We start from the raw sequence: 12,260 nt of genomic DNA, 5'->3' as shown, positions 1-12,260 counted from the left end.
TTGAGCATCGTGCCCGCCTCGGACGGGAACGCGGACTCGATCATCACCTGGTAGCGGCGCATGTCGACGATGTGGTCGACGTGCTCGATGTCGACGGGGCACTGCTCGACGCAGGCGCCGCAGGTGGTGCAGGACCACAGCACGTCCGGGTCGATGACGCCGTTCTCCTCGGCGGTGCCGATCAGCGGGCGCTCGGCCTCGGCGAGGGCGGCGGCCGGGACGTCCTTCAGCTGCTCCTCGGAGGCCTTCTCCTCGCCCTCCACGGTCTTGCCGCCGCCGGCCAGCAGGTACGGCGCCTTGGCGTGCGCGTTGTCGCGCAGCGACATGATCAGGAGCTTGGGGGAGAGGGGCTTGCCGGTGTTCCAGGCGGGGCACTGCGACTGGCAGCGGCCGCACTCGGTGCAGGTGGAGAAGTCCAGCAGGCCCTTCCAGGAGAACTGCTCGACCTGGGAGACGCCGAAGACGTCGTCCTCGCCGGGGTCCTCGAAGTTGATCGGCTCGCCGCCGGAGGTCATCGGGAGGAGTGCGCCGAGGGAGGTGCCGCCGTCCGCGTTGCGCTTGAACCAGATGTTCGGGAAGGCGAGGAAGCGGTGCCAGGCGACACCCATGTCGGTCTTCAGGGCGACCGTGATCATCCAGATGAAGGAGGTCGCGATCTTCAGGCCGGCGAAGAAGTAGGTGAGGTTCTGGAGCGTGGAGACGCTCAGGCCCTTCAGCCACGCGACGACCGGGTACGAGACGAAGAAGGAGGCCTCGTAGCCGTCCACGTGGTGCTGGGCGCCCTCGAGGGCGTGCAGCATGAAGATGCAGACGCCGACGATGAGGATGACGGCCTCGACGAAGTAGGCCTGGCCGAAGTTGGAGCCGGCGAAGCGGGACTTGCGGCCCGGCTTGTTCGGCTTGCTCAGCTGGCGGATGACGATCAGGGTCAGGATGCCCAGCGTGGTCATCGTGCCGAGGAACTCGACGAAGACGTTGTACGGGGCCCAGTCGCCGATGACCGGCAGGAGCCAGTCGGCCTGGAAGAGCTGCCCGATCGCGTTGACGATCGTCAGCAGCAGGGAGAAGAAGCCCACCGCCACGAACCAGTGCGCCACGCCGACGACGCCCCAGCGGTTCATCCTGGTGTGGCCGAGGAACTCCTTGACCACGGTGATGGTGCGCTGCTTGGGGTCGTTGGTCCTGGTCCCGGCCGGTACCGGCTGGCCGAGGCGCATGAAGTTGTAGATCTGGAGGAGGGCGCGGCCGAACAGTGCCACGCCGACCACGATCAGGACCAGCGACACGATGATCGCGGCGAGTTGCATTGGGGCTCCTGAGGCGGCCTCGAGTTGACTGAGCGAAGGTAGCTGAGCGGATTGACCGTGCGAAATTACTAAGCGGTAACTTATCCAGTCCGTCTGAGACTACCCCCATCTTCTGTCGCGATGCAGCCGGGCGCGGGGTGATCTGGATCGCTGAGGGTTGCCCCCGTCATCATGCCGCAGGCAATCAGATCGTGTTATTCATACCGAATTGCTACATTCGCCCCTACCTTAGATCCGTGCTATACGGGATCGCCGCGGCCACCGCCGCCCTGCTGCTCACCGCCGTGCTGGCGGCACTCCTGCGGGTGCCCGCCCGGCGGGCGGGCGTCGTCGACCGGCGCCGGCAGCGGCCCCTCCCGCTCCTCGGCGGCCTCGCCGTCGTGGCCGTCACCTGCGCGGTCGCCTGGACGGGTGAGTACACCCGGATCGCCCCGCTCGGTGACGGGGTCGGGAAGCTGCTCCTCGCCGCCGCGGCGGTCGCCGCGCTGGGCCTGGTCGCCGACGTGTGGCGGCTGCGCACGCGCGTGCTGGTCGCCGGTACGGCCGTGGCGGCGGCCTGTGTGGTGCCGTACGACGTGACCGGTGTGCCGGGAGGCGTGCTGGCCGTCGGCTGGATCGTCCTCGCCTCCCTCGCCTTCAAGGGGCTCGATCACGCCGACGGGCTGGCCGGCACGGTCGGGGTGGTCACCGCCTTCGGGGCGGGCGTCTGTGCCGCCGCCGAGGTGATGGACGGGCTCGCCGTGCTGCTGAGCGTGTTCGCCGCGGCCCTCACCGGCTTCCTGATGCACAACTGGCACCCCGCGCGGATCGGACTCGGCGCCTGCGGCTCGCTGTTCACCGGGTTCCTGCTGTCCTCGGCCGTCGTCTTCACGCGCGCGGGGTACGAACTGGGGCCGAGCGCGGCGGTGGTGTTCTGCCTCGGCGCGGTCGCGGCCGCCGACGCCGTCCTGGTGGTCCTCGCCCGGCTGCTGGCCCGGCGCCCGCCGCTCAGGCGCGGCCCCGACCATCTCGTGCACCGGCTGCGGCGGCGCGGGCTCACCCCGCAGGGGTCCGTGGTGCTCCTGGGGGCCGGCTCCTTCGCCACGGTGCTCGTCGGGGTGCTGGTGCACACCGGGTGGGCGGGTGAGGAGGCCGCGTTCTGGGTGGGGGGAGGGGCGGTGCTCGCCGTGCTCGTACTCCTTCGCATCCCTGTCCAACAGCCCCGCCGGACCGCATCGACGCAGGTCAGAGGGCAGTTGCGTGTAAGGAACGGATAAGACTTGAGCCCATCCGACTCAGGTCTGTTGACCCCAGGGATCCTCTCGTGCACACTTGAGCCTGTTCCACTCAAGTCAGCTGGAGGAATCAACCATGGCACGTGCGGTCGGCATCGACCTGGGCACGACTAACTCCGTCGTCAGCGTTCTGGAGGGCGGCGAGCCCACCGTCATCACCAACGCCGAGGGTGCCAGGACCACGCCGTCCGTCGTCGCCTTCGCGAAGAACGGTGAGGTGCTCGTCGGCGAGGTCGCCAAGCGCCAGGCGGTCACGAACGTGGACCGGACCATCCGCTCGGTGAAGCGACACATGGGCACCGACTGGAAGATCGAGCTCGACGGCAAGGTCTTCAACCCGCAGCAGATGTCCGCGTTCATCCTGCAGAAGCTGAAGCGGGACGCCGAGGCCTACCTGGGCGAGAAGGTGACCGACGCGGTCATCACCGTCCCGGCGTACTTCAACGACTCCGAGCGCCAGGCGACGAAGGAGGCCGGCGAGATCGCCGGTCTGAACGTCCTGCGTATCGTCAACGAGCCCACCGCGGCCGCGCTGGCCTACGGTCTCGACAAGGACGACCAGACGATCCTCGTCTTCGACCTCGGCGGCGGCACCTTCGACGTGTCCCTGCTGGAGATCGGCGACGGCGTCGTCGAGGTGAAGGCCACCAACGGTGACAACCACCTCGGTGGCGACGACTGGGACCAGCGCGTCGTCGACTACCTGGTCAAGCAGTTCGCGGCCGGCCACGGCGTGGACCTCGGCAAGGACAAGATGGCCCTCCAGCGCCTCCGTGAGGCCGCCGAGAAGGCCAAGATCGAGCTGTCCTCGTCCACCGAGACCTCGATCAACCTGCCGTACATCACCGCGTCCGCCGAGGGCCCGCTGCACCTGGACGAGAAGCTCACCCGCGCCCAGTTCCAGCAGCTGACCGCGGACCTGCTGGAGCGCTGCAAGACGCCGTTCCACAACGTCATCAAGGACGCCGGCATCTCCATCAACGAGATCGACCACGTCGTCCTCGTCGGTGGCTCCACCCGTATGCCCGCCGTCGCCGAGCTCGTCAAGGAGCTGACCGGCGGCAAGGACGCCAACAAGGGCGTGAACCCGGACGAGGTCGTCGCCATCGGCGCCGCTCTGCAGGCCGGTGTCCTCAAGGGCGAGGTCAAGGACGTCCTGCTCCTCGACGTCACCCCGCTGTCCCTCGGTATCGAGACCAAGGGCGGCATCATGACCAAGCTGATCGAGCGCAACACCACGATCCCGACCAAGCGCTCCGAGATCTTCACCACGGCCGAGGACAACCAGCCGTCCGTGCAGATCCAGGTCTACCAGGGCGAGCGCGAGATCGCGGCCTACAACAAGAAGCTCGGCATGTTCGAGCTGACCGGTCTGCCGCCGGCCCCGCGTGGCGTCCCGCAGATCGAGGTCGCCTTCGACATCGACGCCAACGGCATCATGCACGTGACCGCCAAGGACCTGGGCACGGGCAAGGAGCAGAAGATGACCGTCACCGGCGGCTCCTCGCTGCCGAAGGACGAGGTCGACCGGATGCGCCAGGAGGCCGAGCAGTACGCGGAGGAGGACCACCGCCGCCGCGAGGCCGCCGAGACCCGCAACCAGGGCGAGCAGCTCGTCTACCAGACCGAGAAGTTCCTCAAGGACAACGAGGACAAGGTCCCCGGCGAGATCAAGACCGAGGTCGAGTCCTCCGTCGCCGAGCTGAAGGAGAAGCTCAAGGGCGAGGACACCGCCGAGATCCGCACCGCCACCGAGAAGGTCGCGGCCGTCTCGCAGAAGCTCGGCCAGGCCATGTACGCCGACGCCCAGGCCGCGCAGGCCGCGGGCGGCGAGTCCGCCGGTGCCGGCGAGGCCAAGGCCGATGACGATGTCGTCGACGCCGAGATCGTGGACGACGAGCGCAAGGACGGTGCCGCGTGACGGAGGAGACCCCGGGCTTCGACGAGAAGCCCGACGTCCCCTCCGGCGCCACCTCCGACGACGCCGAGCCGAAGGCCGCCCCCGAGGAGGGGGCGGCCCCGGCCGGGGACGGACACGCAGACGCCGGTCTGGTCGCCCAGCTGGACCAGGTGCGTACGGCGCTGAACGAGCGCACGCTCGACCTCCAGCGCCTCCAGGCCGAGTACCAGAACTACCGTCGCCGGGTCGAGCGGGACCGGGTCGCGGTCCGGGAGATCGCCATCGCGAACCTCCTGACCGAACTCCTGCCCGTGCTCGACGACATCGGCCGCGCGCGGGAACACGGCGAGCTGGTCGGCGGCTTCAAGTCGGTGGCCGAGTCGCTGGAGACCGTCGCGGCGAAGATGGGCCTGCAGCAGTTCGGCAAGGAGGGCGAGCCCTTCGACCCGACCATCCACGAGGCCCTGATGCACAGCTACGCGCCGGACGTCACCGAGACGACCTGCGTGGCGATCCTGCAGCCCGGGTACCGCATCGGCGAGCGCACCATCCGCCCCGCGCGGGTGGCCGTGGCCGAACCGCAGCCCGGCGCGCAGAGCGTCAAGGCCGAGGGCGCCGAGGAGAACACCGAGGCGAAGCAGGCCGGCGCCGGCGACAACGAGGAGAACGGTGGCCCGGAGGAGGGCTGACGTAATCACCGCAGACAGGAAGGAGGGACGTCGGGGATGAACACCAAGGACTTCATCGAGAAGGACTACTACAAGGTCCTCGGCGTCCCCAAGGACGCCACCGAGGCCGAGATCAAGAAGGCGTACCGGAAGCTCGCCCGCGAGTTCCACCCGGACGCCAACAAGGGCAACGCCAAGGCCGAGGAGCGCTTCAAGGAGATCTCCGAGGCGAACGACGTCCTCGGCGACCCCAAGAAGCGCAAGGAGTACGACGAGGCACGCGCCCTGTTCGGCAACGGCGGCTTCCGCCCCGGGCCGGGCGCGGGCGGCGGCTCCTTCAACTTCGACCTGGGCGACCTCTTCGGAGGCGGCGGGAACGCCCAGAGCGGAGGCTTCGGCGGCGGCATCGGCGACGTCTTCGGGGGCCTGTTCAACCGGGGCGGCACGGGGACGACCCGTACCCAGCCGCGCCGCGGCCAGGACATCGACACCGAAGTGACCCTCAGCTTCACCGAGGCGATCGAGGGCGCGACGGTGCCGCTGCGGATGACCTCCCAGCAGCCCTGCAAGGCCTGTTCCGGCACCGGCGACAAGAACGGCACCCCGCGGGTGTGCCCGACCTGCGTCGGCACCGGCCAGGTGGCGCGGGGCTCCGGTGGCGGCTTCTCGCTCACCGACCCCTGCCCCGACTGCAAGGGCCGCGGCCTGATCGCCGAGCACCCCTGCCTGGAGTGCAGCGGCAGCGGCCGCGCCAAGTCCTCCCGCACCATGCAGGTCCGCATCCCGGCGGGCGTCACCGACGGGCAGCGCATCCGGCTGCGCGGCAAGGGCGCGCCCGGCGAGCGGGGCGGACCGGCGGGCGACCTGTACGTCACCGTGCACGTCGGCGAGCACCCGGTGTTCGGGCGCAAGGGCGACAACCTCACCGTCACCGTGCCGGTCACGTTCACCGAGGCGGCCCTCGGCGGCGAGGTGCGTGTCCCGACCCTCGGCGGCCCGGCCGTCACCCTGAAGCTGCCGCCCGGCACCCCCAACGGCCGCACGATGCGGGCGCGGGGCAAGGGCGCGGTCCGCAAGGACGGCACTCGCGGCGACCTGCTGGTCACCGTCGAGGTGAGTGTCCCCAAGGACCTGACGGGGAAGGCTCGTGACGCACTGGAGGCGTATCGCGAGGCCACCGCGGGCGAGGACCCGCGGGCGGAGCTGTTCGAGGCCGCGAAGGGAGCTTGAGGGTGATGGACGGCCGTCGGCGTAATCCGTATGAACTGACCGAGGAGACCCCGGTCTACGTCATCTCGGTGGCGGCCCAGCTCTCCGGACTCCACCCGCAGACGCTGCGCCAGTACGACCGCCTGGGCCTGGTCTCCCCGGACCGCACCGCGGGCCGGGGCCGGCGCTACTCGGCCCGCGACATCGAACTGCTCCGCCAGGTGCAGCAGTTGTCGCAGGACGAGGGCATCAACCTGGCCGGTATCAAGCGCATCATCGAACTGGAGAACCAGGTCGCCGCCCTGCAGTCCCGTGTCGTGGAGCTGCAGGCGGCCCTGGACGGCGCGGCGGCCGCGATGCAGCAGCGCGAGGCCGCCGTCCACGCCTCCTACCGCCGCGACCTGGTCCCGTACCAGGAGGTCCAGCAGACCAGCGCGCTGGTGGTGTGGCGGCCCAAGAGACAGCAGCAGCCGGGCGACTGACGCCCGTCGAACACCACGCAGGGCCCGCGGACGCATCCCGTCCGCGGGCCCTCGTCGTGCCCCCGGAGGTTGTGCCGGTCTTTGCCGTCTCATGAACTCCCTTTGAATGGAGGGTCCGTAAAGAGCGTTTGGAGGTGATTCCGTGAGTCCTTCACAGGGTCAGCTGAGCGTGGTGTTGCGGACTCGTTAAGTAGTTCTTCTTGACGCCGGGTGTGGCCTCCGCGTTGTCTTTTCAGACACCTGGGTCGTATAGCAGCGCCCACGTCCGGAACGCACCTGAAGTGAGCCCCCGAATGCGTCGTATCGCCATATCCGTGGCCGCGTCCACGATGACCCTCTCGCTCGCCGGCTGCGGCATGCTGAACGCGACGGGGGACAGCGCGAGCGCGAGCCCGACCAAGGGCAACGACATCACCGTGGGCCTGCTGCTCCCGGAAACGGCCAACACGCGCTACGACAAGTTCGACTACCCCATCATCAAGAAGCAGGTGTCCGACCTCACCGGCAAGCAGGGCAAGGTCGTCTACGCCAACGCCGCCGCGGACGCCGCCCGGCAGGCCTCGCAGATGCAGAAGATGGTCGACGACAAGGTCGACATCATCCTGCTCGACGCAGTCGACTCGCACGCCATCGCCGGCGAGGTGAAGAAGGCCAAGGACGCCGGCATCCCGGTCATCGCCTACGACCGGCTCGCCGAGGGCCCGATCGACGCGTACATCTCCTTCGACAACGAACTCGTGGGCGAGGTGCAGGCCCGCTCCCTGCTGGAGGCGCTGGGCTCGAACGCCGACTCCTCCCAGAAGATCGTCATGATGAACGGCTCGCCCACCGACCCGAACGCCAAGCAGTTCAAGCAGGGCGCGCTCTCCGAGCTGACCGGCAAGGTGACGATCGCGGCGAGCTTCGACACCAAGGACTGGAAGCCGGAGAACGCCCAGGCCAACATGGCCCAGGCGATCGCCCAGATCGGCAAGGGCAACATCGCGGCCGTCTACGCGGCCAACGACGGCATGGCCGGCGGTGTCATCAAGGCCCTGAAGGCGGCCGGCGTCACCAGCCTGCCCCCGATCACCGGTCAGGACTCCGAACTCGACGCGGTGCAGCGGGTCGTGACCGGCGAGCAGTACATGAGCGTCTACAAGTCCTACCCGGACGAGGCCCAGGCCGCCGCGCAGATGGCCGTGGCCAAGGTCCAGGGCAAGGACATCCAGTTCGACGCCCTCACCCAGGACAAGGTGGACAGCCCCACCGCCAAGGGCATCCCGTCCAGGCTGGTCCAGGTGACCGCCCTGACCAAGAAGACCATCAAGGACACGGTCATCGCGGACAACATCTACACCGCCGGCGACATCTGCACCGCCAAGTACCGGGCGGCGTGCCTGGCCATCGGCCTCAAGTAGCCGCTGCGACGACCTTCGAGCCGTACGACCCCGGGTCGTACGGCTCGAGTCGTCTGGGGCCCGCCACGGCCCCCTGGGCGGCCTTCCCGGGCATCCGGGGGAAGCGTGCCGTGGTCATGTGCCCGCCACCACCGTCATCTTGTTGCAATGCGAGGGGCGGAGCCTGGGCGATACCGGGGCATACCAGGGGTTTACGACTCCCACGATGGGGTGAGCCGTGTTGCGGACCCGGTCGGCGCCGCGCATAGTTGCGCTGCGGAAGTGGCAGCACACCGGGGGTGGAATGGGCGATGGCCGGGCGGAGGGCGGAGGTGCATCCTCACGGTGCCGACCGGCTGTGCGAGGCCGGGGATCGGTTGTACTCCCGGGCCGTGCGCCGGGGACGGGTGCCGCGCACGGACGCCGACGCGGTGCCCTGCCTGCTGGAACTGGCCCTGCTGCACCCGGACCCCGACGACATGGACTGGCTGGTGCCGACCTCCCCGCAGGAGGTCATGACCAGGCTGCTGCGCGGGGTCCACGACGAGGTCAGCGAGAGCCAGCGCCGGGTGGGCTCGGCGGTGGCCGCCTTCGAGTGGTACGCGGGCCTCGGGCAGCTGCACGCGCCCCCGGCGCCCGCCGGGGGCAGCGCGGTCCGGGTGCTGGACGGGCTCTCCCGGATCCAGGCCGCGATGGACGAGGCGACCGAGGCGTGCACCACCGAGGTGCTCACCGTGCAGCCGGGCGGCATCCGGCGCGAGGCCGAGCTGAGCGAGGGGCTGCACCGGGCGCTGGCCCTGCGCGGCCGGGGCGTGCGCATGCGCGACCTGTACACGCATGTCGCCCGGCACGGGCAGGGGCTGCTCAACTACCTGGAGCTGATGGGTGACACGGTCGAGGCGCGCACCCTGGACGAGGTCATCGACCGGCTCATCCTCTTCGACCGCACGGTGGCCTTCATCCCCGCCAACGCGGACCGCACGATGGCCCTGGAACTGCGCCACCCGGCCCTGGTGCACTACCTGGTGACCGTCTTCGAACGGCTCTGGCGGCTGGCCATCCCGCTCACCGCGCCGCTGCCCGACACCGGCATCGAGGGCATCTCTCACCGCGAGCAGTCCATCGCCGCGCTGCTCGCCGAGGGCCACCAGGACGCGGTGATCGCCGAGCGGCTCGGCATCAGCGTCCGCACCTGCCGGGCGCACATCGCCCGCCTGTCGGAGACGCTCGGGGCGGCGAGCCGTGCCCAACTGGGCGTCCGCATCGCCCAGGTGGGCCTGGACGGCCGGCACCGGGGCCTGCCGGCCCCCAGCCTCACCGTTCCCGACCCAGAATCCCCGAGCGTGCGATGAGGTAGCCGAGCTGGGCGCGGCTGTCGCTGCCGAGGGTGGCGGCGAGCTTGGCGATGTGCAGGCGGGCGGTGCGGATGTTCATGCCGAGGCGTTCGGCGACGGCGGCGTCGGTGAGGCCCTCGACGAGCAGGGCGGCGATGGCGCGCTGGCGCGGGGTGACGCCGTCCAGGGACGACGGGCGGGCCGCGGCCCGCGGGTGCAGCGGGGTGGCCAGGCGCCAGAGCCGGTCGAAGACCGTCGCCAGATAACCGACCATCGCCGGGTGGCGGACCCCCAGGGCCAGGGTGCGGTCCTTGTTCGCCGGGAGGAAGGCCACCGCGCGGTCCAGCACGAGCAGGCGCTCGGTGATCTCGTTCAGGGTGCGGGCCTCCACGTCGCCCCGCAGCCGCTCGTAGCGGGCCTGGACGGTGGGGGCGTGGCGCAGGGTGTGCTGGTAGAGGGTGCGGATGCGGCCGCCGCGGTCCAGCAGCGCCTGGTCGCGGTCGAAGGCGAGGGCGTGCAGCTCGGGTGCCGTACGGGTGTGGGTGACATGCGGCTGGATCGCCAGGCATTCGGCGGTGGCGTCGGTCATGGCGTGGGTGATGACCTGGTTGATGCGGTCGATACCGCTGTGCACCCGGATCGCCGGCGGGTCGCCGGGGGCGGTGTCCGGCAGGCCAGGGCCCGTCCGCAGCAGGGGTTCGAGGGCCTTGGCGACACGGGCCTCGCGCCGGCGCTCGTCCGCGATGCGTTCCGCGGAGGCGCGCAGCAGTTCCCGCAGGACCACGGCGGCGGCGACGGGTTCGAGCCGGCTCATGTCGGCGACGGACGGCTGCAGCAGCCCGAACCGCAGCAGACAGGGGGCCGCTTGGGCGTCGGCGGCGCTGATCCGCCCCTCGCGCAGGGCGCGTTCGTACAGTGCCGTGCCCTGCGCGCACAGTTCCTCGACGCCGTGCTCGGGGTGCGGTGTCGGCCCGGTCATGGCGTCATTTGGTCCCGGTCCAGCAGGCCCGACTGCGCGATGAGATAGCCGAGCTGGGCGCGGCTGCCGCTGCCCAGCGCCTGGGCCAGCTTGGCGATGTGCGCGCGGCAGGTCCGTACGTTCATGCCGAGGCGGCGCGCGATCGCCTCGTCCACGTGGCCCTCGACGAGGAGCTTGGCGATGGAGTGCTGGATCTCGGTGATGCCGTCGGGCGCCGTCTCGTAGCGGGCGCCGGCGTTCAGCGGGACCGCCCGGTCCCACATGAACTCGAACACCTTGATGAGGTAGCGCACCAGGCCCGGGTGGCGCAGTTCCAGGGCGACCTGCTGGTCGTCCCGGATGGGGATGAAGGCGACGGTCTCGTCGCAGAGGATGAGGCGTTCCACCAGCTCGTCGATGGTGCGGTACTCGGCCTTGCCGTTGGCGAGCTGGGCGACGTAGGCCAGCTTCTCCGGGTTGTAGCGCGCGGTGTGCTGGTAGAGCGTGCGGATGCGCACCCCGCGCTCGATGAGCGGCCGGTCGCGCTCCAGGCCGCGCAGCAGGCTCCGTTCGGACAGGCGCTCGCTCGGCTGGACGGTGAGCACCTCGGTCTGGCACTGCGAAGTCGCCTGGTTGAGCGCCGCGTTGATGCGTTCCCCGCCCTCCAGGACCGTGATGGAGTCGCTGGTCGCCGCCATGTGGCTGCTGAGGGCCATGAACGGCTCGAAAACATCGGCAAGTTGGATGGACAACCGCCTGCGTTCGGTGATCTCCCGTTCGATCGGGCTGAGTCGCTGCGCCAGGGCCACGGGCGCGGGAAGCGGGCGCAGCCATTCCGGATCGTCGGGATCGGGGTGCAGAAGCGCGAACTCCAGCAGGCAGGGGGCGCATTCGACCTCGGCGCGGGCGATGCGTCCGGCCCGCAGCGCGTCGGCGTAGAGGCGGCCCCCTTCCTCGCACATCTCGGTCACCGCATGGGGATGTGCAGCTTTAGTCCGATTCGTTGCCAAATCTCCACCCCCCAGGGTCCTGAACATGCAGGAACATGATGCATCGATTATGTGGCCACGACGTGCCCGAATGAGCCATCGTCGTACTCGACGGGGGAAGAGGGGACCTTCAAGTGAGGACGAAGCCGACTATGGGCAAGAGACTGCTTCGCTCGATACTTGTCGCCGCATTCTCCGTCCTGGTGACCGTGGGGGCGCTCGGCGGCCTCACGAGTGAGAAGGGTGACGCACGAGCGGACACCACCTGGCCGACCGTGGCAGCTAGGACCGCCGTCGCCAGTGACACCACGTGGCCGATGCATCCCACGGACGGTGTGAGGAGCTGACGTGACTACCCCGCCTGACGACCGCTCCTTCCGTCGTGAGATGGCCACCGCCTACCGTTCCGGCTGGCACTTCATCGACCTGGTCACGGCCATCCCCCACAGCGGTGACTCGCTGATGGTGACCGTGTTCGGGGAGCCGGTCGTCGTCACGCGGGACGAGGACGGCGACCTACGGGCGTTCCGGTGCCTGCGCAAGCCACGCGGCGCACCCCAGCCGGTGCGCTGCGCCATCAGGTACGGAATGATCTTTGTGAATCTGGACCAGCGGGACCACCGGCTGTCCGAGCCGTCGGACTCCGATCTGAGGACCATCTCTGCCACCCCCCGCAGTGCCTGACGCGATTCCCCCGTCGTAAAAGATCGCTCAGGCGCTTCCCCCCGCAGCGGCGTCACCGTGACCTGAACACGGTGAC

Annotated in this window: 11 protein-coding genes; 8 read left to right on the top strand and 3 right to left on the bottom strand. The window is 69.8% G+C overall.

Annotated features, from left to right (window positions below; all coding sequences use genetic code 11):
• Positions 1–1,307, bottom strand: a 1,307-nt coding sequence (locus ACWEN3_RS28840) for a 4Fe-4S dicluster domain-containing protein (RefSeq protein WP_452976556.1), incomplete at its 3' end; no start/stop codon positions are given.
• Positions 1,308–1,543: 236 nt separating this feature from the next.
• On the opposite strand from ACWEN3_RS28840, the gene ACWEN3_RS28835 reads away from it, so the two are divergent.
• The 7 genes from ACWEN3_RS28835 (at position 1,544) to ACWEN3_RS28805 (ending at position 9,571) form a co-directional block, all read left to right on the top strand.
• On the top strand, positions 1,544–2,563 hold the full coding sequence (locus ACWEN3_RS28835) for an MraY family glycosyltransferase (protein ID WP_452976555.1): 1,020 nt from the start codon (positions 1,544–1,546) through the stop codon (positions 2,561–2,563).
• A 94-nt stretch (positions 2,564–2,657) separates the two neighbouring features.
• Positions 2,658–4,502: a molecular chaperone DnaK gene (gene dnaK, locus ACWEN3_RS28830; RefSeq protein WP_452976553.1), complete on the top strand. Its 1,845-nt coding sequence runs from the start codon at positions 2,658–2,660 to the stop codon at positions 4,500–4,502.
• Positions 4,499–5,170, top strand: a complete 672-nt coding sequence (gene grpE, locus ACWEN3_RS28825; RefSeq protein ID WP_452976551.1) for a nucleotide exchange factor GrpE — start codon at positions 4,499–4,501, stop codon at positions 5,168–5,170. Before dnaK ends, grpE begins: the two co-directional genes overlap by 4 nt.
• 36 nt (positions 5,171–5,206) lie before the next feature.
• Entirely contained in the window at positions 5,207–6,379 is a 1,173-nt protein-coding gene (dnaJ, locus tag ACWEN3_RS28820) for a molecular chaperone DnaJ (protein WP_452976549.1), read from the top strand.
• Between the two features lie 5 nt (positions 6,380–6,384).
• Positions 6,385–6,840, top strand: coding sequence for a heat shock protein transcriptional repressor HspR (locus tag ACWEN3_RS28815; RefSeq protein ID WP_452976547.1), 456 nt, complete (start codon positions 6,385–6,387; stop codon positions 6,838–6,840).
• Between the two features lie 293 nt (positions 6,841–7,133).
• Complete coding sequence (locus tag ACWEN3_RS28810) at positions 7,134–8,240, top strand: substrate-binding domain-containing protein (protein ID WP_452976545.1); 1,107 nt, start codon at positions 7,134–7,136, stop codon at positions 8,238–8,240.
• Between the two features lie 290 nt (positions 8,241–8,530).
• Positions 8,531–9,571, top strand: a complete 1,041-nt coding sequence (locus ACWEN3_RS28805) for a LuxR C-terminal-related transcriptional regulator (protein WP_452976543.1) — start codon at positions 8,531–8,533, stop codon at positions 9,569–9,571.
• Here the strand turns inward: ACWEN3_RS28805 and ACWEN3_RS28800 are convergent.
• Together ACWEN3_RS28800 and ACWEN3_RS28795 are read right to left on the bottom strand one after the other, a co-directional pair.
• Entirely contained in the window at positions 9,534–10,532 is a 999-nt protein-coding gene (locus ACWEN3_RS28800) for a helix-turn-helix transcriptional regulator (RefSeq protein WP_452976541.1), read from the bottom strand. The two genes, ACWEN3_RS28805 and ACWEN3_RS28800, sit on opposite strands and share 38 nt — an antisense overlap.
• The gene (locus tag ACWEN3_RS28795; protein ID WP_452976539.1) at positions 10,529–11,548 is read right to left on the bottom strand and encodes a helix-turn-helix transcriptional regulator; all 1,020 of its coding nucleotides are present in this window, start codon (positions 11,546–11,548) and stop codon (positions 10,529–10,531) included. The genes ACWEN3_RS28800 and ACWEN3_RS28795 overlap by 4 nt, the downstream gene beginning before the upstream one ends.
• A gap of 300 nt (positions 11,549–11,848) precedes the next feature.
• Here ACWEN3_RS28795 and ACWEN3_RS28790 point away from each other — a divergent pair, with 300 nt between their 5' ends.
• Positions 11,849–12,184, top strand: a complete 336-nt coding sequence (locus ACWEN3_RS28790; protein WP_452976537.1) for a hypothetical protein — start codon at positions 11,849–11,851, stop codon at positions 12,182–12,184.
• Positions 12,185–12,260: the final 76 nt, after the last annotated feature.

The sequence above is a fragment of the Streptomyces sp. NPDC004561 genome, from assembly GCF_053602155.1.
This window is presented reverse-complemented; position numbering and strand designations above follow the sequence as displayed.